The following is a 21,128-nucleotide window of genomic DNA, read 5'->3' as shown; positions in this document are numbered from 1 at the left end:
CATGGTGGCGTCACTCCACTATGACCAGCTCGCGGGACGTGGTGTTAAGCCGCCGTCCGCCGTCCTCGGTGACGGTCACGATGTCCTCGATGCGCACCCCGAACCGGCCCGGCAGGTAGATGCCGGGTTCGACGGAGAAGCACATGCCGGGCACGAGGGGCTGAAGCTCGCCCTCGATCATGTACGGCGGCTCGTGGGTGGTGACGCCGATGCCGTGTCCGGTGCGGTGGATGAAGTACTCGCCGTAGCCGGCGTCGGCGATGACCGCGCGGGCGGCCCGGTCGACGTCCTGGCAGGTGGCGCCGGGCCGCACGGCGCGGAAACCGGCCTCCTGGGCCGCGCGCACGGTGTCGTGCACGCGGCGTTCCTCGTCGGAGGGTTCGCCGACATGGACCGTGCGGGAGGTGTCGGAGCCGTAGCCGTCCCGCAGGCCGCCGAAGTCGAGGACGACCATGTCGCCGCGTTCGATGACGCGGTCGCCCGCCTCGTGGTGCGGGTTGGCGCCGTTGGGGCCGGAGGCGACGATGGTGAAGTCGACCTGCTCGTGTCCGTGCCGGCGCAGGTGCCGGTCGAGGTCCGCTGCCACCTCGGATTCCCGGCGGCCGGCGAACGGGACGTTACGGATCTCCTCGAACGTCGCGTCGGCGGCGGCTCCCGCTGCCGCCATGAGCTCGAGTTCGGCCGCGTCCTTGACGGCGCGCAGCATCGGCAGGGCCTCGGTGAGCGAGGCGTAGGAACTGCCGGGCATGGTCTGCCGCAGGGCCAGCAGGTGCAGCGCCCAGGCGTTGTCGCTGATGCCGAACCGGCCCGAGGCGTCGAGCAGGGCCGCGGTGGCGGCGTAGGGGTCCTTGCCGTCGGTCCAGTCGCGCAGGGCCAGGGCGGGCGCGCCGGCCGCCTTCTGCGCGTCCGGGGCCTCCAGGGCGGGGACGACGAGAACGGGGTCCTGTCCGGCGGCGAGGACCAGCAGGGTGAGCCGTTCGGTCACTGCCGGGGGCGTGTAGCCGGTGAGCCAGACCAGGTCCGGCCCCGGGGCCACCAGCAGGCCCGCGAGCCCGGCCGCGGCGGCATCGCGCGCGGCGCGCTCCATGCGGGCCCTGTAGTCGTCGGCGGTGAAGGACGCGACCGTGCTTCCGGTCATCCGGGCCTCCCAGGACGGGCGAAGGGGCTACGGGCAGACATCCTGCCCGGCCGGAGGGGGCGGCGCGAGCCGTCTGCGGACTTCATCCGAGCATCGCCGCTAACGGCAGGGGATTCCCCAACCGTTAGAACTAATGCTTAGATGCACTACACCCATTAGGAAGCATCCATCAGTCGTTCCAACGAGGGGGCGTGCGGCCGTGCTCGTACTGGCACACATCAGCGATCTGCATCTGGACGGGAGCGCGCGGGCGACGGAGCGCGCCGAGCGCGTCCGCGACCGGTTGCGGGAACTGCCGGGCCGGGTCGACGCGCTCCTGGTGACCGGGGACATCGCGGACCACGGCACGGAGTCCGAGTACGAGGAGGCGGCCCGCCTGCTGGGGCTGCGCGACGGCGACGCCCCGTTTCCCGTGCTGACCTGCCCGGGCAACCACGACAGCCGCTCGCCCTATCGCAAGGCGCTGCTGGGCCTGCCCGGGGCCGAGGGGCCGGTCAACAGCGTCCAGGTCTTCGACGACGGCGCCGTGCTGATGTGCGACTCCAGCGTCCCGGGGAGCGACGACGGGGAGCTGGACGAGGAGACGTACGACTGGATCGAGGCGACACTCGACGAACTCGACGGCGGCCTTCCGGCCCTGCTCGCCTTCCACCACCCGCCCGTGGCGCTGCACCATCCCCTGCCCGACTCCTGCCGGCTGCGGCACGCCGACCGGCTGGCCGCCCTGCTGGCGCGCCGGCCCGAGATCGCCGGTCTGATCACGGGCCACGCCCACACGCCCGCCGCCACCTCGTTCGCGGGACGGCCGCTGGTCACCGGCCCCGGTGTGACGTGGACGCTGCGGCTGCCCTGGGAGGGCGACCAGGTCGCCGACCGGGACGCGCCGCCCGGACTGGCCTTCCATGTCCTCGACGACGCGGGGCGGCTCACGAGCCACTTCCGGGTGATCATGTGACGACGGCCGGTACGACCGTCAGCTGCTGGTAGCCGCCACCGCGGTGCCGCACCGTCAGCCGGACCTCGGAGCCGGGCCGGGCACGGGCGACGGCCCTGGCCAGGTCGGCGGCCGTGTCGACGCGGGTCCTCCCGAAGACGAGGAGCAGGTCGCCGCGCTTCAGGCCCGCCGCGTGTCCCGGGCCGGGCACCTGGATCCCGACGACCAGGGCTCCAGGCTTCCCGGTGTCCATGACCTGCACGCCGAGCGTCACGGGGGCGGGCACGGCTGCGACGGCGGACGGCGCGGGGCCGGGGGGCGACGGCTTGTGCCACCCTCGCGGGCCGAGGACCTCGCCCGCGCCGCCCACGGTGGTACCCACCGCCGCGAGGCCGATCCCGGAGAGGACGAGGACCGCGCCGAGGAAGGCGGCGAACAGCACGTTGACGAGCCGCCGGCCGCGCCGCCGGGCGGCGCGCGGGCGCGGCCGGGCCGGACCGGCCTCGGTGGCCGGCCCCGTCGCGCCGGGTTCCTGACCGGGCATCGGCTTGGGTCGCAGCGCGGTCTGTTCCATGGCTCGCCTCCGGATGGTGCCGATCGCCTCCGGCGGACGCGGGACGATCACGGCTGGTGCTCTACCCGGCACCCCGGCACGCGACGAGCCACGAACGAGTGAGACTGACCCGCGCCCGCAGAGGCCATACGTCCCGGCGAAGCGGCCGGAAGCAGGGCACGGCTCGCACCGCACCCGGCCGGCGGGTGCGGTGCGAGCCGCGGATCACGAAGGGCGGAAGGCCGGCGCCGTCTCAGCCGAGAGCGAGCACCGGCACGGCGGGGGCCCGGTCCGGGAGGAAGCCGTGGGCCCGCCGGGCCAGCCAGGCGGCCTTGTAGCGGTCGACCTCCTGGTGCCAGTGCAGGATGCCCGCCATCCAGTTCTGCAGATCCGTCACGTACTCGCCCATGATGGCGCGCGCCTCGTCCGTCAGCTGGAAGTCCTCGTACAGGACGGGCAGTTCGTGCGCGACCACGTGCTCGAACTGCCGCATGCGCTGGCTCATCAGGTCGTGCACGATGCCGAGCGCGGCCGGGTAGTCGCAGCCGAAGAAGGACTGCACGACGAGGATCGCGTTGTGGATCTCCCCCTCGTACTCGATCTCCTTCTGGTACGAGAACACGTCGTTGATCAGGCACGCGAAGTCGATCGCGGCGTTCTCCAGGGAGCGGACCGGGCCGCTGCGGTAGACCTCGGGCGGGACGGCCGGTCCGTGGCCCATCCGGCACATGCTGAGGGTGAGGTCGGAGCCGAAGGTCGCGCGGCGCATCTCCAGGTAGTCGACCGGGTCGGGGACGCGGTTCTGCAGCTGGTTGGACAGCTCCCAGACCCAGCTCTCGGTCATGACGTTCACCGCGTCCTTCAGGGTGCGCCGCGCCTCGGGCGTCATCTCCGCGGTGGTGCGCAGCCACAGGTCGACGAGGCCCCGCTCCATGGCGTTGACCGGGACCGGCGGCGTCCCGCCGTCGACCGGCATGCAGTCGGACAGGCGGGCCGTGGTCAGCCGGGCGGCGGCCAGGTCGCGGCGGTGGCCGTAGACCAGCGGGTAGTAGTCGTCGCCGTAGGTGCCCCAGGCGAGCCACTGCGCGCTGAGGTCGAGGGCCTCCGGTGTGGCGTCGGGATCGAGGCCCGCCGAGCAGAGCGGCAGGTCGTAGGCCCTGAGCTTGTCCTCGTCCCAGACGCCCTCGGCGAGGATGCCCATGCGGTCCACCCAGTGGCGCAGGTTCCGGCGGGAGTTGTCGAGGTGCGGGCTGAGTCCCAGCGGGAACGGCATGCGGATGTCGGGGATCCTGGACGGCCCGACCTTCTGGTACGGCACATGCGTGTAGGACCGCAGGCGACGCTCGGCGCCGGCCGAGGCGAGCAGGGCGCGGACGTCGGCGGCGGAGGTGCCCATGCCGCTGCAGCCGGGCCACGGCCGGCTGCCGCGCGCGTTCTCGTTCATGTAGCGGCTGGAGCGCATGTGCCACTCATGGCCGCCGGACTGCCAGTCCTGCAGCCCCTTCGTGTACGCCGCGACGGCCGCGACCTCGTCCGGGGCGAGGCCCTTGTCCAGGGCCACCGCCGGCACCTCGGTGAACGCCGTGTGCTCGAACTGGTGGAGGCGGGAGGTGAGGACGTCGTTGACGGTGTCGGCGGCCTCCTGCGTGGTGCAGCCGAAGAAGGTCTCCAGGACGAGCACTCCGTTGCTGAGCTCGCCCTCGTTCTCGACCTCACGCTGGTAGGAGAACAGGTCGTTGCGCAGATGCACGGCGTCGGAGAACGTCTCCATCAGCACCCTCAGCGGCCTCGACCCGGCGACGGCGGCGGGCACCTCGGCGGTCGCGTACTCCACGAGCCCCGCCGACCAGGGGGCACCGCCCACCTTGCGGCGCATCTCGATGTACTCGACGGGGTTGGAGATCCGCCCCTCGTTGATGTTGGACAGCTCCCACATGGACTCGTTCAGCAGGTGCTCGGTGGCCACGGCGAAGCGGCGCCGCCAGTCCTGCGACATCCTCGGCACGGTGCGCGCCCACAGATCGGCCAGGCCCGCCTCGACGGGGTTCTCCGGTTCCGGTACGGGAGTCGAGAGGTCCAGCGGCATGAACAGGGGCAGCCGGTCCAGGTGGGCCTTTCCGGCGAGGCGGTCCTGGCTGCGCTTGTACATCTCCAGGAAGTGGTCGTCGAAGAAGAAGACCCACACGTACCAGTCGGTGATGAGGGACAGTGCCGGGCCGTCGCAGTCGGGGTGGGTGTAGGCGCACAGCAGGCCGTAGTCGTGCGCGTCGAGGTCGGCCTGCTCCCAGACGCCGGACCCCTCCAGCATGCCCATCTCGCGCGCCCACGCCGTCGAGTGGGCGCGGGCCTCTTCGACATGGGGGTTCAGCCGCGCGGGATGCGGCAGGTAGAAGTGCGGGAGTTCGAACGGCTGCGTCATGGCGGGGCCCTACCCGGCACCCCGCGGCGGCATCCACGGAGCGGGACATGATCACACCATCGCGTGAATCCACCGTGAAAGCAGGCGGTTTGAAGGCCTCCTGACCTAGTCGGTGGAGGCTTAGCCGGGGACCCTCACCTGGATCAGCGCGTGTGTGCCACTGGTCCGCCAGCGCTGCTCCTCCGCCGCGACCAGTTCGGCCTCCGTACGGCTGTCGAGGCCGGTGATCACGTCGGACTTCAGGGTGCGCAGGGCGGCGACCGGGCCGGGGAAGTACGCGGTGACGTCCGTGAAGGGGGTCGTGGGAGACCAGAGCCGGTCGCCCACCAGGCGGCGGTAGTTGAGGTCGCCCTTGAAGATCGTGAGCGTGGCCGAGGCGAACTCGGCGCGCAGGTCGCCGGGCATCTCCTCGTAGGGCAGCGGGGCGCTGGAGAAGGGGTGGGCCCGCAGGGTGAGCCGGCCGTCCGCCAGGGCCGACCACAGGTGCCGTCCGTGATCGGCGGCCGCTCCCCCGGCACCGGTCAGCCGGCGCAGCGCGTCGACGACGTCCGCGGTGGTGGCGTCGGAGACGTAGTAGGGGTACGGCTTGACGTGCAGGACCGCCCGTCCGATCCGGCCGTGGGCCAGGAGGTGGGCGATGAGCAGCAGGTCGGGCACGAGTTCGCGGCCCGCGTTGTCGGCGACCAGGCACAGGGTGCCGGTGCCGCCGGGGCTGTCGAGCAGGGACCACAGCCGCTCGCTGTCGTCGGCCACCAGACCGGGGGCGGCGTCCGCGTCCCGTGCGCCCTCGGCCGAGAGGCGGAAGCCGAGGTCGGCCCGGTTGCCCCAGAGGGAGCCGTGCAGCAGGGCCTGTGCCTGTTCACCGGCCGGCCGGTGCGCGAGGTCGTCGAGTGCGGCCAGTTCCTCGCCGGTCTCGGCGGAGTCGAGTTCGGCCAGTTTGAAGGGGCGGAAGGGGTCGATTCCCTGCCAGGGTCCCGGGCCGAAATAGCCGACGGCCTGGAGCAGTCGGCGGTAGAACCAGCTCTCGGACCACAGCCACGGCACGTCGAACCAGGAGCGGCCGGTGTACTCGCCGAGCCCCCAGGTCTCCCAGAGGCCCCGGTCGTGCGCGTCGGCGGGGAGCGGTTCGATCTCGCCCTCGGTGCAGTTCGCCAGCAGCTCGTCGAGCGCGCGGTGCTGCCCCGGTTCGAAGGGGAAGGCCTCGCGGACCTGCCGGATGATCGCGGGGTGCCGCTCGGCCAGCACGCTGTGGGGGAACGAGCCCGGCTGGTTGCCGAGGAGCACGGGCGGGGTGGGGGTGTCGGGCATGCGCCTCACCGTAGCGCGCGGGCTTCAGGACCGGGTCGGGCAGGTCAGACCGGGGCGATCTCCCGCTCCAGGCGGGCCGCCAGGCTCAGATAGCGGGCGCGGCGGGTCACCGGGACCAGGCCGCGGATGAGTATGTTCCACATCTCGGCCGTCCTGCGGGGCTGGCGCGCGACGGGCTCGCGGGAGCGGCCCACGACCCGGGTGCCGACGAAGAAGCAGACCAGGGAGTGGGCCACGACATCGACATCGACGTCCGGGTGGACGTCGGAGTCCTTGACCGCGCCGACGAGCCGGTTGGTGACGATGTCCAGCCATTCCGTGAAGGGATGGCTCAGCGGCGGCCGCGGTTCGATCCCGCCGGTGGCGAGCCGCAGGCCGGCTCGCAGGACCGGGTCCTCGACGGACATGCGGGTGATGCCGAACGTGAGGCGCATCAGCGCTTCCAGAGAGGTGTGGCCGCGGTTGTCGGTCTCCGTCGCCAGCCTGCGGGCGGTGTGCGACTGGAGTTCGAGGATCGCGTGGGCGAGATCCTCCTTGGCCGCGAAGTGGAAGTACAGGGCACCCTTGGTGACCTGAGCGTGCTCCACGATGTCGCTGAGACTGGTCGATTCGTAGCCGCGACGGTCGAACAGGTCAGCGGCGGCTGTGATGATCGTCGAGCGGGTCTGCTCGGCTCGCAACTGCCTCGCCATCGGCTGAACTCTCCCGGGACGGAAATGAACGGGTCATGCCGTTTGTTTTTACCCGCCGTACACGATAACTCACCCTCAGACGGCGTTCATCACACCAGTGTGCCGGAGTGCGGGTGCACATCCGGCAAAACAATCGCGCCCCGTGAAAGAAAACAGCGCGTTCGGTATCTGACTGTGGGGGTTGTGCGGGCAGACGTAAAGGCGGGCCGGCCGGTGCCCCATCCGCACCGGTCGACCCGCCCGCTGGTGAGCGCGAATCAGAAGGTCAGCTTCCAGCTGTTGAGCGTGCCCGTGTCCTGCGCCGACGTGTCCTGGACGCGCAGCTTCCAGGTGCCGTTGGCGGTCTCGCTCGACGCGTTCACCGTGTAGGTGGTGTTCACGTTGTCGGCGGAGTCCGACGCGGCGGACTTCAGACGGTACGTCGAGCCGTCCGGCGCGACGAGGTCGATGACGAGGTCGCCGCGGTAGGTGTGCGTGATGTCGACGCCGACCTGGAGGGCCGAGGGGGCGTTGCCGCTGCGGCCGGTGACGCTGATCGGCGACTCGATCGCCGCGCCGTTGTCCGGGACGGCGACGGCGGTGTTGCTGGAGAAGGTCGTGCCGGTGGACGTGCCGCCCTTGACGGCCTGGACCGTCTTGGCGGCGTCCGCGAGGCCGGCGCCGCAGCCGCCGGAGCAGGTGCCGGGCAGGGCACGGGCGTTGGCCTTGATGGCCGACTCGATCTGCGCCGGGGTGAGGGCGGAGTTCGCCGACTTCATCAGCGCGGCGAGGCCCGCGACATGCGGGGTGGCCATGCTGGTGCCCTGGTAGGAGGCGTAGTTCTCGCTCGACGGCGTCTTCGTACCGGAGTTCAGCGTGGACAGGATGCCGTTGGCGGTGGAGGTGCGGGTCTCGCCGCCGGGGGCGGAGATGTCCACGAGCGAACCGAAGTTGGAGTACGAGGCACGGCTGCCCGCGCGGTTGGTCGCGGCGACGGAGATGACGTTGTTGCAGTTCGCCGGGGAGGAGTTGGAGACGTTCTGGTTCTCGTTGCCGGCCGCGACGACGACCGAGGTGCCGCGGTTCACGGCGCCGGTGATGGCGCTCTGGGTGGCGGTGGAGCAGGCGCCGCCCCCGCCGAGACTCATGTTGATGACCTTGGCGACGTTCGTGTTGGCGGGCACGCCGGAGACGGTGCCGCCGGAGGCCCAGGTGATCGCGTCGATGATGTCGGAGTCGTAGCCTCCGCACTTGCCGAGGACCCGGACCGGGGAGATCTTCGCGCCGTAGGCGATGCCGGCGATGCCCTTGCCGTTGTGGGTGGCGGCGGCGATGGTGCCGGCCACGTGGGTGCCGTGCCAGGAGGAGCTGGAGGCCGGGATGCCCGTGCCGCACTCGCCCGCGTTGTACCAGTCGCCCGGGTCGGCCGGGTTGCTGTCACGGCCGTTGCCGTCGACGGAGACGGCGGTGTCGGAGATGAAGTCGTAGCCGCCGACGATGTTCGCGGCCAGGTCGGAGTGGGCGACGTAGCCCGTGTCGATGACGGCGACGGTGACACCGCTGCCGGTGGTGGTGTCCCAGGCGGCCGGGACGTTCATGCCCGCGGTGGACTCGAACAGGTCCCACTGCTTGGAGTACTCGGTGTCGTTCGGGGTGACGGCCGTCGGCTTGTTCAGACGGTCCGGGACGACGTAGGCGACCTGCGGGTCGGCCTCGTACTGGGCGACGACGTCGGCGACGGACGCGCGAGTGGTGCCGGTGCCCAGGTCGACGAGGGCGGCACCGGTGCCGAGACGGCGCTGGAAGTCGACATCCTCGCCGGTCTTCTCGGCCTTGGCCTCGGCGTCGGCGGCGGCGGCCTTGTTCGACTTGGCCTCGGTGGCGCCGGACTTGTAACCGACGATGAGGCGCTCGGCCGTGGCGCCGGGAGCGGCCTCGGTCTGCGCGGTGGGGACGGCGGCGGGGCGGGGTGCGGACTCCTGGGCGACGGCGACCGAGGCGGGGGCGGCGGTCAGCAGGGCGGCGGAGACGACGGCGACGGATATCAGCTTCCGTCTGAGCTCTGGGGAGGTACGCACGGTCGGTTGCCTTTCGTGGCCTGACTCCGGGCTGGGCGGAGCGGCGGTGGAGTCGCTTCGTCGTCGAAGCGGAGGGGGGTGGTTCGAAAAGCGAAGAGCGACGCGATGGCCGGCCAGGCGAGAAGGCGAGCGGACCCGTTCGGGGTTACCTGTAGGTCAGCTGTGCTCGATGTGGTCGAACGATAGGCAAAGGGAAGGTCATCGGGATACGGGGGAAACCCTCGATCCGGCCGGGAACCGACCCTCTATGGAGGGCAGTTGGGCTCGAATGCCCCCTTTTCGAACGCGTCCGTGCGCGGTGAACGCGCCGGGACGGTTTCCCGTACTGCACTACCGACGTTGCCGCCCCGGCCGAGGAGACGCAGAGGGATGCCTCGTACGACCGCACACCGCACCGCACTCGCGGCCGCCCTCGTGACCCCGCTGCTGCTGCCGCTGTGGGCCGCCGGACCGGCGGGGGCACACGGCGCGCCGACGGATCCGGTGAGCAGGGTGGTGGCCTGCTCCCCCGAGGGCGGCGAGCGCGCCGGCTCGGCGGCGTGCCGCGCGGCCGTCGCCGCGAACGGCGCGCCCTTCACGGCCTGGGACAACCTGCGGCTGGCGAACGTGAACGGCCGGGACCGGCAGGTCGTCCCCGACGGGAAGCTGTGCAGCGGGGGCCTGCCCGCCTACCGGGGTCTCGACCTCGCCCGCGCCGACTGGCCGTCGACCCGGATGACGCCCGGTGCGACGCTGACCATGCGGTACGTCTCGACGATCCCGCACACCGGCACGTTCCGGATGTACCTGACGAAGCCCGGCTACGACCCGGCCGGGCCGCTGTCCTGGTCCGACCTGCCCGATAAGCCCTTCGCGGAGGTGACGGACCCGGCCCTGACGGACGGCGCCTACCGCCTGGAGGCGACCCTGCCGTCGGACCGGACCGGGCGGCACGTGCTGTACACGGTGTGGCAGAACAGCAGTACGCCGGACACCTATTACTCGTGCTCGGACGTGGTGTTCCCGGAGAAGGCGGCGGCAGCTCCGCAGAAGGAGTCGGCGGCTCCGGAAGAGAAGGAGAGCAAGAAGGCGGAGAAGGAGAAGGAGAGCGAGAAGCAGCCGGGACAGAGCGCCGCCGACCCGCAGCCGCAGCAGCCCCAGAGTGAGCACACCCCGGTCGCCGCCACCTCCGGCCCCGGCTCGGGGCCCTCCACGCCCATGCTGGCGGGCGGCGCCGCGGCGGTGCTGTTGCTCACCGGCGGCGCCGCCCTGGCCGTACGGCTACGGCGACGCTGAACCAACCTTGCGGGAAGCTCAGTTGACGTTGATCGCCACGCCGCCCTTCGTCACCGGGGCGTACTTGGCGGTGAAGAAGGCGTTGCTGAAGCAGAGCGACGAACCGGAGACCTTCGTGAACTGCTGGTTGGTGAAGGAGATGCTGTGGTCGGCGTTGCTCGCCGTGCCGGTCAGACTGGGGGCCTGGTAGACGCAGGTGATGCTGCCGAGCAGGGTGCGCAGCTTGACCGTGGACTGGATGGCGGAGCTCGCGCCCGGGGTCACGGAGACGGTGCCGTCGGAGGACACGCTGGCGGTGTAGGGCAGGTTGTCGACGGTGATGCTGTTGACGCCGAGCGAACCGACGACGTTGGTGGTACAGCCGCTGGTGTCGAAGGTGTGCGAGGCCAGGGACTCGGTGGCGGTGCCCGGGGCGGCCGGGTTGGTGGTGACCTCGGCGGAGAACGCCGACGTCTTGCACGAGATGCCGCTGGTGCCGGTCGCGCTGGAGTAGAAGGTGGCGGCGGTGCCGCTCGCCAGGGACGCGTCGAGGACGTCGCCGACCGCGACGGCCGCGCCGTCGGTGGTGGTCAGGACCGGGGTGTCGGCAGCCGAGGCGGGGGCGGCGAGCCCCAGGGCCGCGACGGCGGCGGTGAGGGCGAGCAGGGTGCGAGTACGCATGCGGGTGTACCTCTTTCGAAAACGGGGGGTGAGGGGGCGCGCACAGGCGTCCGCCGTTGCCGGTCCGTCACGCCTTCTCCGTACGTGACGGACCGGCAACGGCGGTCCGGTCACCGGCCGGAGGCGCGCACGGGGACGCGGCGCCGGCCGGGCCGGGCGGGGGGTGGCTGGCGGCACGGCGAGATACCCGTTCAGGACCGGCGGTCCTGGGGCGCGCGAACGGTGCCGCGTGGCGGATCCGGCGCCACGGATCCGGTGAGACGAGGAGAGTTGTAGACCTACCGGTCAGTCAACGTCAAGGCATCGCAGGGGAGTTGTGCCTCCCTTGAGAGTTTCCGAACGCCGTTGACTCACACGCGGCGCACATTCAACACTCTTTGTTCACACTTCCCTTGACCCTTCATGTAACCCCCGGTAACTTCCGATTCGGCTACCGCGTCGCAGCGCAGTCGTAGCGCATACGTACGCGGTCGGTGTCCGCGCCAGGGCAACGTGCCACCGAAGTCTCGATCCGCACCGACACGCACCTGGAGCAGACATGACCTCCTCCGCCGAACACACCCCCGAGAGACCGGACAGCACCGCCGCCGCGGACATCGCCGACGCCGGCGCGCGCCGCGGGCGGGTCCGGGCACGCCGGGCCGCGGTGATGGCGGTGCCGGCCACCCTGGTCACCGCGGGCCTCCTGGTCCTCACCGCCGAGGGGGCGCTTGGCGTGCAGTTCGCCATCTCCGGCATGCCTTTCACGGTTACCGCGACCGAGTTGAAGGGCGAAGGCTTCGCGCAGTTCGGCAATCTGAGGGAGATGGCCGAGGGCAGCCCGAACGCGGGTGACACCGGCGGTCAGGTGCTGACCGTCACCTCCGTCATCAAGGACGCGACACTCACCAAGCTGTGCCAGAGCGTGGACCTGGGCGGCACGAACCTGATCATCAGGGCGGGTGAAGGCGCGAAGAAGGTCCGGGCCACCGACCTGACCACCGACTCGACGCAGCTCTCGGGCGACGCGGCCTTCAAGAACATCGAGATCGGCAACGACGCCAGCAAGCTCAACAAGGCCGGGGACCTGGGCAAGGGACCCATCGGCGTGTTCAGCCAGCAGTCCGACACCGTGCGCATCAAGAAGCTGCGGCAGACCAACTACGCCACGACGGCCGGTGTGTTCAAGCTGCCCGGGCTGAAGCTGGGCTTCGGCGAGTCGGGCTGCTGATGCCCGGCGGCTCACGCGGGAACGTCCGGTCCGCCTTCCGCCGGTGGCGGGCGGGCCGTCCCTTCTGGGGCGGGCTGCTGCTCACCCTGGGCGGGGCGGAGGTCCTGCTCACCCTGAAGGCGTCACTGGACGTCGTCCTGCACGTCGGCATGCAGGGTCTGGCCGGCTATCTGTTTCCGGCCGTGATGCTGCTGTGCGGTGTGCTGATCCTCTTCAATCCCACCCAGCGCCTGTTCTACTCGGTCATCGGCGTGCTGGTCTCCCTGGCCACCTGGATGACCTCGAACCTGGGCGGCTTCTTCGTGGGCATGCTCCTGGGCATCGTCGGCAGCTGTCTCACCTTCGGCTGGCTTCCGAACCAGGAGCCGCGGGTCAGCCGGCGGCAGCGCAGGAAGGCAGCCAAGGCCGCGCGGGCGGAGGCCCCGCCCCTGGAGCGAGAGGTCGGACAGGCCGTCTGAATCAGGCCCCGTGACTCTCTTCAGGCCAGTGATCCCGTACCCCCTGGCATCGCACGGCCGCGGCCACTTGGCTGGATGGGCCACGTACCCGCCCATGAGGCGGGCGCGTGGCGTCCAACCGCAGTCAGCCCAGGGAGAGTCCGATGGATCAGACCCACCCGATCGTGATCGACCCGACCGGCCGCGACATCCACGGCGAGGCGACCCGGATCCGCGAGCGCGGACCCGTCACCCCCGTCGAACTCCCCCACGGTGTCCCGGCCTGGGCGGTGAGCAGTACCCCACTGCTGAAACGGCTGCTCACCGACCCGCGGGTGTCGAAGGACCCGCGCCGACACTGGCAGCGCTGGATCGACGGAGAGGTCTCACCGGACTGGCCGCTGTTCACCTGGGTAGCGGTGCAGAGCATGTTCACGGCCTACGGCACCGAGCACAAACGGCTGCGCACCCTCGTCTCCAAGGCGTTCACCGGCCGTCGCACCAACGCGCTGCGGCCACGGATCGAGGAGATCACCGCTGCGCTGCTCGACCGGGTCGCCAAGGCGGGGGCCGGCGGCGGCGCGGACGGCCAGGCGGTCGATCTGCGGGAGGAGTTCTGCTACCCGCTGCCCATCCAGGTCATCGGCGAACTGCTCGGGCTGCCCGAGGAACTGGGTGACGAGCTGAGAGTCGTGGTGGACGGCGTCTTCCACACCTCGGCCGACGCCGCCGAGGTCGCCGACATCTACGCCCGGTTCTACGCCGTCCTCGGCGAACTCGTCGCCGCGAAACGGGCGGCGCCGGGGGACGACCTCACCTCCGCGCTGATCGCGGCCCACGAGGAGGAGAGCGGCACGCGGCTCAGCGAGCAGGAACTGCTCGACACGCTGATGCTGATGATCAGCGCCGGTCACGAGACGACGGTCAATCTGCTCGACAACGCCGCCCACGCGCTGCTCACCCACCCCGAGCAGCTCGCGCACGTCCGCGACGGGCGCGCCTCCTGGGACGATGTGATCGAGGAGACCCTGCGGGCCGAGGCACCGGTGGCCAGCCTGCCGCTGCGGTACGCCGTCGAGGATCTGCCCCTCGGTGAACTGGGCGGCCCGGACGGCGCGGTGATCCGCAAGGGCGAGGCGATCCTCGCCGCGTACGCCGCCGCCGGACGCGACCCGGAGCAGCACGGCCCGGACGCCGCCCTCTTCGACGTCACCCGCGCCGCGAAGGACCATCTGGCCTTCGGGTACGGCGTCCACCACTGCCTGGGCGCCCCGCTCGGCCGGCTGGAGGCGCGCGTGGCCCTGCCCGCCCTGTTCGAACGGTTCCCCGGCCTCACCCTGGCCGTACCTGCGGACGAGCTGCGGCCGGTGGACTCGTTCATCTCGCACGGCCATCGGACTCTGCCGGTCCTGACGGGCTGACGGACCCCGCGGAGGGCGCCGGATCCCGGAGGTCCGGATCCCCGGAGGCCGGTCCTCCGGCGCCCTCCTCCTCCATCGTCTTCGCCTCGCTCTTGAGGATCCGCATCGAGCGGCCGAGTGAACGCGCCGTGTCCGGCAGTTTCTCCGAGCCGAACAGGACGATCCCCACGATCAGCAGATGCCAGGGCTCAAGGCCGTTGCGCAGCACGTAGCAGCGTGTTCTCGCCCTGGGCCGGCGCCCAGACGATGTGCGGCCGGGCGGGCGAGGCCAGCAGCCCGAAGGCGGCGGCCGCCTGGGCGAGCAAGTCGGCGGAGGGGTCCTCGAAGCCACTGCCGGCAGCCGCCACCGTCCCCGCCCCTTCCGTCGTGTCCGTCGCGTGTCGCGTCCCGTCGTCCCGCGAGCCGCCCCGGTCCAGGCGGGCCGAAGGGGGCCGCCCGGGCCAGGAGGCGAGGGGACGCGGCCATGGCGGTGCGCCCATGGCCGACCGCGGACTCCACGCGACACCGCGGCGGGCGTCCTACCCCTCACCGGGCGGCCCGCGGCGGTTTCCTTCCGCCGGCGGACCGTTGGTGGTGGAATCGCACGCGGCCCGGCCGACTTCGGCCGGTGCCGGTGACGTTGACGACTGCCAGGAGGCCCACGGATGCCGGAGCACCGCATCGACACCGAGAGCGCGCACTCCGCGCGGATCTACGACTACATCCTCGGCGGCGACGACAACCACCCCGCCGACCGGGAGGCGGGCGACGCCATGTGCCGCGAGTGGCCGGCCCTGCCGGTCCACATGCGGGCGAACCGCGACTTCATGCACCGCGCCGTGCGGTATCTCGCCGCCGAGGCGGGGATACGCCAGTTCCTCGACATCGGCACCGGCATCCCGACCCCGCCCAACCTGCACGAGATCGCCCAGGCGGCGGCCCCGGACGCCCGGGTCGTCTACGTCGACAACGATCCGCTCGTCCTCTCCCTCTCCCAGGGCCTGCTGTCCGGCACGCCCGAGGGCGGGACCGCGTACGTCGAGGCGGACATGCGCGACCCGGAGGCCGTCCTCGGCGCCGCCGGCTTCCGGGAGACCCTCGATCTGTCGCAGCCGGTCGCGCTGACCGTCATCGCGATCGTGCACTTCATGCTGGACGAGCACGACGCCGTCGGCATCGTCCGCCGGCTCCTGGACCCGCTGCCGTCGGGCAGCTGTCTCGCGATGTCGGTCGGCACCGCCGACTTCGCGCCCGACGAGGTCGGCCGGGTGGCCCGGGAGTACGCCGCGCGCGGCATGCCGATGCGGCTGCGCACCCTGCCCGAGGCGGCGGAGTTCTTCGAGGGGCTCGACCTGGTGGAGCCCGGCATCACGCAGGTCCACAAGTGGCGCCCGAACCGCACGGACGGTACGGAAAACGGCGGTACCGGGAACGGTGTCACGATCCGGGACGAGGACATCGCGATGTACGGGGCGGTGGCGCGCAAGCCGTAGCCCGGGGAAAGGGGCTCTGACCTCGGCGTTCGGCCCGCCGGACGGATCATCACGATGCGGCAGCGGCAACTCACGGTTTGTGGCCGCTCACTTGACGACCAGTGGTCACACACGGTTGGCTCCGGGCCAGAGAGAGTCATCGGTTCGTGCACGTTCACGACCCCGCTGTGCTCTCACCCTGCTCTTGCTCGGCCGCACAGCGAGGTCCACCCCCCATGAACACTCCTCCCCCGCAGCCCGCCTCCCTGAGACTTTCCCGATCCGTGGCCCTGGCCTCCGCCGTGTGCCTGCTGCTGTCCGGCTGCACCGTCCTCGGCGCCGCCGACGACAGGGCGGATACGGCAGCCGCGTCCGGCGGCGGGATGAAGGTCGCCCTCGTCACCCACGGCGGCAAGGGCGACGCCTTCTGGGACCTGGTGCGCCGAGGCGCGGAGACGGCGGCCGCCAAGGACGGCATCGACCTGACGTACGCCGGCGACTCCGACCCGGCCGCGCAGGCCGCGCTGGTGAAGGACGCGGTCCGCGACAAGGTCGACGGCATCGCCGTGACGCTGGCCAAACCGGCGGCAATGCGCGGCCCGGTCGCCCAGGCCAAGGCGGCAGGCATCCCCGTCGTCGGACTCAACTCCGGCATCGACGCCTGGCGGCCCGCCGGGCTCCTGGAGTACTTCGGCCAGGACGAGTCCGTCGCCGGCCGGGCCGTCGGCGACAAGCTGGACGAGGTCAAGGCCAAGCACGCCCTGTGCGTGGTGCACGAGCGGGGCAACGTGGCGCTGGAGGCCCGCTGCGCCGGCGTGCGGAAGACGTTCGGCGGCGACACCGACAACCTGTACGTGGACGGCGCCGACATGAACGCGGTGACCGCCACGATCGCGTCCCGGCTGCGGCAGGACTCGAGCATCGACGAGGTCGTCACCCTGGGCGCCCAGTACGGGCTCAGCGCGGTCAAGGCCGTCGATCAGGCCGGCAGCAGGGCCGAGGTGGCCACCTTCGACCTCGACAAGGACCTGGTCAAGGCGGTCCAGCGCGGCGATGTGCAGTTCGCCGTGGACCAGCAGCCGTACCTCCAGGGCTACCTCGCGGTGGACGCCCTGTGGCTGTACCGCACCAACGGCAACGTCAGCGGCGGCGGGACGGCTCCGGTGCTCACCGGTCCCGCGTTCGTGACCAGGTCGAACGTGTCCGCTGTGGCACGGTTCGCCGCCGCCGGAACCCGGTGACCGGACACTTCCTGTGACGGTGTCGCCAAAGATTCGGTCAGGCCCGGTTCGCACGCCCACTTGTACGGATAACATCCTGCGCATCCCATGTGCCGCGCCCGGCACGCTCTCACCCCCGCGCCCGTCCCCCGCCCTCCCCGACCGTTCCGCTTCCCCGTTCCTCGCTCCCCGCTGATCGCCCTAGGACGACGATGTCTCGACGGACAGGTGCCCGGCGCCGTCTCGGTTCCATACGCCTCTCCCTGTGGCTGCTGGCCCTGGTGCCCAGCGTCACCCTCGCCGCCATGTGGGGTGTGACGACGATCCAGATGTTCTCGGAGGGCCTCAGGCTGCGGGACCAGACGGAGCTGAGCCGGTCGACCGGCGCCATGGGCACCGACGCGACGCTCGCGCTGCAGCGGGAACGCAGCCTGTCGGCCGCCTGGCTGGCCTCGCCGCACGGTTCCCGGGCCGCCCTCGACGCGCAGCGCGAGGACACCGACAAGGCGGTCGCGAAGCTGGTCGGGCAGGCGGACGCGATCGAGAAGGCGCCCGCCCGCGTCTCCGACCGGCTGTACTCGGTGCTGGGCTCGGTGGGAAGCCTCGAGTACTACCGGGACCAGGTGGACGACCCCACCGACATCACCCCCCAGCAGGCGCTGGACCAGTACTCCTCGATCATCGACGACCAGATCCACGCCTTCCAGGAGCTCTCCCAGGTCGACGACGGCGACCTCACCTCGCAGGCCGGCCCGCTGGTCGGGCTGGAGCACGCGGCGGAGCTGGTCTCCCGGGAGGACGCGCAGCTCACCCTGGCCTGGCCGTCCGGGCATCTCACCGACGCGGAGTGGGTGCGGTACGCGGAGATGGTGAACACCCGCCGCTGGCTGGTCCAGGACCAGGTCGTGCCCCAGCTCACCGGCGAGGCCAAGGCACAGACCGAGCGGATCCTGGCGAGCCCGGAGTGGCGGACGCTGCAGTCGATCGAGGACCAGGTGCTGGCGGCCCGGAACTCCAGCGCCGACGCGGACCGGATCGCCCTGCCGGACACGCAGAAGCGGTGGAACGCCGCCATGGACAAGCTGTCCGCGCACTACGCGAGCCTCATCGAGCGGCAGACGTCGGGACTGCTGGAACGCAGCGCCGACAAGGCGGACGGGACACTGATCAAGGCGGCGTCGCTGAGCGCCGGCGGGCTGCTCGCGCTGCTGCTGTGCGTCGGCATGTCCTGGCGGATCACCCGCTCGCTGTCCCGGCGGCTGCGCGGTCTGCGCCTGGCCACGCTCAGCCTGGCGAAGGAGCGGCTGCCGGACGTGGTGGCCCGGCTGGAGCGGGGCGAGACGGTCGACCCGGAGTCGGCGACGACCCGGCTGGACTACGGGCACGACGAACTCGGCCAGGTGGCCCAGGCGTTCAACACCGCCCAGCGCACGGCCGTGCACACCGCGGTCGAACTCGCCGACACCCGGCGCGGCTTCCAGAAGGTCATCCTGGGCATCGCCCGGCAGAGCCAGAACCTGGTCAACCTCCAGCTGAGCAAGCTCGACGCGCTGGAGCGCGAGCACAGCGACCCCGACATTCTCAAGGGCCTGTACGAACTGGACTCCACGGCCAGCCAGTTGCGCCGCTACGAGGAGAACCTCGTCATCGTCAGCGGCGAACGGCCGGGCCGCAGCTGGGCCGAGCCGGTCGCGCTGATGGACATCCTGCGCAGCGCGGTCGGCGAGGTCGCCGAGTACCGGCGGGTGGCGGTGGACACCGAGGAGGAGGTGTACGTCGCCCCGCCCGCGGTCGCCGACGTCATCCATCTGCTGGCCGAGCTCATCGACAACGCGACCGCGTACTCCCCCGCCCCCAGCCCCGTCACGGTGCGGGCCCAGATGGTGGCCAAGGGCCTCGCCGTCGAGGTCGAGGACCGCGGACTCGGCATGTCGGAGGAGGACTACGCCTCCTTCAACGAACAGCTCGCGGTGCCCCCGCAGTTCGACGTGGTCGCCCTCGCCGACGATCTTCGCCTCGGCATGTTCGTGATAGCCCAGCTGGCCCACCGGCACGGCATCGCCGTCACCCTGCGCCTGTCGCCGTACGGTGGGACCACGGCGATCGTGCTGATACCGCACGACATCGTGGTCCGGGAGATCCCCTCCACCGGCACACCCGGCACCCGCGACGCCACGTCCATGAACGGCACGCACAGTCTGACGGCCCTCGGCGGGCCTCGCGGCACGGGCGTCCCGGCCGGCGGCGGGCCGAAGGACGACGAAGACCCGGAGGACGGGCGAAGCGCGGTGGCCGAAATGGCCTTGGGCGACCAACGCGGCGCGGGCGACGGGCAGGGCCCGGCGGACGGCCGAGGCCCGCACCACGGGCAGAACACGGCGGACAGCCGAAGCCCGGAAGCCGGACAGCACTCGGGCGGCGGGCGGAACTCAGTGGGTGCCGAGCGGGCCGCGGGGGCCGAGAGCGTCTCCGGCACCAGCGGCGGCGACGCCGGGTCCGAGAGCACCACCGGCAGTGCCGGCGACGGCCGTTCCGGTCGTGAGCCGCGGCCCCTCGTCGCGGCCCGGACCGCACCCGTCGCTCGCGCCCTCCGCGAGGACGGCCTCGCCCCGCTCCCCCGTCGGGTGCCGCAGACCAGCCTGGTCGAGGAACTGCGCGAAGAGGCCGTGCCCGACGGCGACGACGGCTCCCTCGACGACTTCACCGCGGAAGCCGCCGCCTCCTCCCTGGCCGGCTTCCAGCGCGGCACGCTCCGGGCCCGTGACGAGGACCCGGCCGCACCACCCCGGCAGGCCGCCGCCGACGCCGTCCCCTCGACTCCGCCCGCCGACCGCTGACGAAGGACTCCGCAATGACACGCCCCATCCCCGCCACCCACACCCAGCTCGACCAGCTGCTGACCGGACTCGTGGAGCGGGTCGCCGACGTGAACCAGGCCGTGGTGCTCTCCGAGGACGGCCTGGTGGTCAGCAAGTCCACCGGGTTCCTGCGCGACGACGCCGAGCGGCTCGCGGCGACCGCGTCCGGTCTGATGAGCCTGAGCAAGGGCGTCAGCATGGACTTCCGTGGCGGTCCGGTGCGCCAGGCGCTCATCGAGATGGCCAACAGCTATCTGATCCTGACCTCCGCCGGGCCCGGCGCCCATCTGGTCGTGCTGACCGGACCGGGCGCGGACGTCGGTGTGGTGGCGTACCAGATGAACATGCTGGTGAAGAAGATCGGCGAGCACCTCAGCGCGGCACCGCGGGGCATGGCCGGACCCGTCGTCGACCCAGGCGTGTGAGGTGGGCGAAGGCGACTCGGCGGGCCGGCTCGTAAGACCGTTCGCGCTGACCGGTGGCCGGACCCGGCCCAGCCGTGCCGACTTCACGCTCATCGCGACGGTGACCGCGGTCGATCCGCCGCCGGCCGCCGCGGCCCGGTGCCAGCCCGAGCACACCCGGATCCTCCGGCTCTGTGCCGAGCCGGTCGCCGTGGCGGAGCTGGCCGCCCGGCTCGACCTGCCGGTGAGCGTGGTCGTCATCCTGCTCTGCGACCTGCTGGAGGCGGGCCGGATCACCGTCCGCCCGCCGCGCCTCGTCTCCCGTACCACTCCGGACCTGGACCTGCTGCAGAAAGTGAGGGACGGCCTTGGCCGGCTCTGACCCCGTCACTGACGCGTCCTCGGCACCCGACACGGTCAAGATCCTCATCGCCGGGGGCTTCGGCGTGGGCAAGACCACCATGGTCGGGTCGGTCAGCGAGATCGCCCCGCTGCGCACCGAGGAACCCCTGACCATGGCCGGTCTGGGCATCGACGACCTCGACGGCATCGAGGAGAAGCGGGCCACCACCGTGGCCCTGGACTTCGGCAGAATCACCCTCAGCCGGGAACTGGTGCTGTACCTGTTCGGCACGCCGGGGCAGCAGCGGTTCTGGTTCATGTGGAACGACCTGGCGCTGGGCGCGCTCGGCGCCGTGGTCCTGGTCGACGTCCGCAGACCCGAGTCCAGCTTCGCCGCGATCGACTTCTTCGAACGCCGGAAGATCCCCTTCGTCGTCGGGGTCAACGGCTTCTATGGCAAGCATCCGTATCCGGCCGAGGACATCCGGGACGCGCTCGCGGTGCCGGACCATGTGCGGGTGCTGCTGTGCGACGCCCGGGACCGGGAGTCGTGCAAGGGCGTACTGATCGCGCTGATCGACCAGTTGATCGCGTCGGCGGTCCAGGCCTAGGGAGACATGGCGCGGCCCGGGCGGTGCGCACCGCCCGGGCCGCGGGACCGGCGTGTCAGGCCACGCCCAGCGACTTCAGCCAGGCCGTGGCGACCTCCACCGGGTCCATCTTAACGAGCGGGAACTGGGTTTCCAGTT

General features: G+C 71.6%; 19 protein-coding genes and 1 pseudogene. 11 read left to right on the top strand and 9 right to left on the bottom strand.

Annotated elements, in window-relative coordinates:
- Nucleotides 1–10: 10 nt before the first annotated feature.
- A complete protein-coding gene (locus ACFZBT_RS21425; RefSeq protein WP_391105718.1) occupies nucleotides 11–1,138 on the bottom strand; it encodes a M24 family metallopeptidase in 1,128 nt (375 codons plus the stop codon).
- A gap of 199 nt (nucleotides 1,139–1,337) precedes the next feature.
- Here ACFZBT_RS21425 and ACFZBT_RS21420 point away from each other — a divergent pair, with 199 nt between their 5' ends.
- On the top strand, nucleotides 1,338–2,093 hold the full coding sequence (locus ACFZBT_RS21420; RefSeq protein ID WP_391105716.1) for a metallophosphoesterase: 756 nt from the start codon (nucleotides 1,338–1,340) through the stop codon (nucleotides 2,091–2,093).
- Here the strand turns inward: ACFZBT_RS21420 and ACFZBT_RS21415 are convergent.
- The 5 genes from ACFZBT_RS21415 to ACFZBT_RS21395 form a co-directional block, all read right to left on the bottom strand.
- Nucleotides 2,086–2,646 carry a PDZ domain-containing protein gene (locus ACFZBT_RS21415; protein ID WP_391105714.1) on the bottom strand — a complete coding sequence of 187 codons (561 nt, stop codon included), beginning with the start codon at nucleotides 2,644–2,646 and terminating at the stop codon, nucleotides 2,086–2,088. The two genes, ACFZBT_RS21420 and ACFZBT_RS21415, sit on opposite strands and share 8 nt — an antisense overlap.
- 232 nt (nucleotides 2,647–2,878) lie before the next feature.
- Nucleotides 2,879–5,044, bottom strand: coding sequence for a germacradienol/geosmin synthase Cyc2 (cyc2, locus tag ACFZBT_RS21410; protein WP_391105712.1), 2,166 nt, complete (start codon nucleotides 5,042–5,044; stop codon nucleotides 2,879–2,881).
- 120 nt (nucleotides 5,045–5,164) lie between these two features.
- Nucleotides 5,165–6,352: an ARMT1-like domain-containing protein gene (locus tag ACFZBT_RS21405; protein WP_391105710.1), complete on the bottom strand. Its 1,188-nt coding sequence runs from the start codon at nucleotides 6,350–6,352 to the stop codon at nucleotides 5,165–5,167.
- A gap of 44 nt (nucleotides 6,353–6,396) precedes the next feature.
- Nucleotides 6,397–7,044: a ScbR family autoregulator-binding transcription factor gene (locus ACFZBT_RS21400; protein ID WP_391105708.1), complete on the bottom strand. Its 648-nt coding sequence runs from the start codon at nucleotides 7,042–7,044 to the stop codon at nucleotides 6,397–6,399.
- A 257-nt stretch (nucleotides 7,045–7,301) separates the two neighbouring features.
- Nucleotides 7,302–9,101 carry a S8 family serine peptidase gene (locus ACFZBT_RS21395; protein ID WP_391105706.1) on the bottom strand — a complete coding sequence of 600 codons (1,800 nt, stop codon included), beginning with the start codon at nucleotides 9,099–9,101 and terminating at the stop codon, nucleotides 7,302–7,304.
- Between the two features lie 369 nt (nucleotides 9,102–9,470).
- On the opposite strand from ACFZBT_RS21395, the gene ACFZBT_RS21390 reads away from it, so the two are divergent.
- On the top strand, nucleotides 9,471–10,376 hold the full coding sequence (locus tag ACFZBT_RS21390) for a lytic polysaccharide monooxygenase (RefSeq protein WP_391105704.1): 906 nt from the start codon (nucleotides 9,471–9,473) through the stop codon (nucleotides 10,374–10,376).
- An 18-nt stretch (nucleotides 10,377–10,394) separates the two neighbouring features.
- Here the strand turns inward: ACFZBT_RS21390 and ACFZBT_RS21385 are convergent, their stop codons facing one another.
- Entirely contained in the window at nucleotides 10,395–11,036 is a 642-nt protein-coding gene (locus ACFZBT_RS21385; RefSeq protein ID WP_391105702.1) for a Tat pathway signal sequence domain protein, read from the bottom strand.
- Nucleotides 11,037–11,574: 538 nt separating this feature from the next.
- Between ACFZBT_RS21385 and ACFZBT_RS21380 the strand changes: the two genes are divergently transcribed.
- From ACFZBT_RS21380 to ACFZBT_RS21370, 3 genes are all read left to right on the top strand, one after another.
- Complete coding sequence (locus ACFZBT_RS21380) at nucleotides 11,575–12,246, top strand: DUF6230 family protein (protein ID WP_391105700.1); 672 nt, start codon at nucleotides 11,575–11,577, stop codon at nucleotides 12,244–12,246.
- A complete protein-coding gene (locus ACFZBT_RS21375; RefSeq protein WP_391105699.1) occupies nucleotides 12,246–12,704 on the top strand; it encodes a DUF6114 domain-containing protein in 459 nt (152 codons plus the stop codon). The genes ACFZBT_RS21380 and ACFZBT_RS21375 overlap by 1 nt, the downstream gene beginning before the upstream one ends.
- Before the next feature lie 143 nt (nucleotides 12,705–12,847).
- A complete protein-coding gene (locus tag ACFZBT_RS21370; protein ID WP_391105697.1) occupies nucleotides 12,848–14,104 on the top strand; it encodes a cytochrome P450 in 1,257 nt (418 codons plus the stop codon).
- On the opposite strand, the gene ACFZBT_RS21365 is transcribed toward ACFZBT_RS21370, so the two are convergent.
- Entirely contained in the window at nucleotides 14,061–14,273 is a 213-nt protein-coding gene (locus ACFZBT_RS21365) for a twin-arginine translocase TatA/TatE family subunit (protein ID WP_391105988.1), read from the bottom strand. The genes ACFZBT_RS21370 and ACFZBT_RS21365 overlap by 44 nt on opposite strands.
- 25 nt (nucleotides 14,274–14,298) lie before the next feature.
- Nucleotides 14,299–14,451: pseudogene (locus ACFZBT_RS21360) on the bottom strand (transcriptional regulator); the annotation flags it as partial.
- 297 nt (nucleotides 14,452–14,748) lie between these two features.
- Between ACFZBT_RS21360 and ACFZBT_RS21355 the strand changes: the two are divergent.
- The 6 genes from ACFZBT_RS21355 (at nucleotide 14,749) to ACFZBT_RS21330 (ending at nucleotide 20,990) form a co-directional block, all read left to right on the top strand.
- Entirely contained in the window at nucleotides 14,749–15,576 is an 828-nt protein-coding gene (locus ACFZBT_RS21355; protein WP_391105695.1) for an SAM-dependent methyltransferase, read from the top strand.
- Nucleotides 15,577–15,791: 215 nt separating this feature from the next.
- Complete coding sequence (locus ACFZBT_RS21350; protein WP_391105693.1) at nucleotides 15,792–16,796, top strand: substrate-binding domain-containing protein; 1,005 nt, start codon at nucleotides 15,792–15,794, stop codon at nucleotides 16,794–16,796.
- 191 nt (nucleotides 16,797–16,987) lie between these two features.
- A complete protein-coding gene (locus tag ACFZBT_RS21345) occupies nucleotides 16,988–19,612 on the top strand; it encodes a nitrate- and nitrite sensing domain-containing protein (protein WP_391105692.1) in 2,625 nt (874 codons plus the stop codon).
- Between the two features lie 14 nt (nucleotides 19,613–19,626).
- Nucleotides 19,627–20,058: a roadblock/LC7 domain-containing protein gene (locus ACFZBT_RS21340; RefSeq protein ID WP_020271575.1), complete on the top strand. Its 432-nt coding sequence runs from the start codon at nucleotides 19,627–19,629 to the stop codon at nucleotides 20,056–20,058.
- Nucleotide 20,059: 1 nt separating this feature from the next.
- On the top strand, nucleotides 20,060–20,419 hold the full coding sequence (locus tag ACFZBT_RS21335; RefSeq protein WP_391105689.1) for a DUF742 domain-containing protein: 360 nt from the start codon (nucleotides 20,060–20,062) through the stop codon (nucleotides 20,417–20,419).
- A complete protein-coding gene (locus ACFZBT_RS21330) occupies nucleotides 20,406–20,990 on the top strand; it encodes an ATP/GTP-binding protein (RefSeq protein ID WP_391105687.1) in 585 nt (194 codons plus the stop codon). Before ACFZBT_RS21335 ends, ACFZBT_RS21330 begins: the two co-directional genes overlap by 14 nt.
- Nucleotides 20,991–21,128 lie beyond the last annotated feature (138 nt).

The sequence above is a fragment of the Streptomyces sp. NPDC008137 genome (genome assembly GCF_042957035.1).
GTDB lineage: Bacteria > Actinomycetota > Actinomycetes > Streptomycetales > Streptomycetaceae > Streptomyces.
The sequence above is the reverse complement of the archived record's forward strand: the minus strand, read 5'-3'. Positions and strand labels throughout refer to the sequence as shown.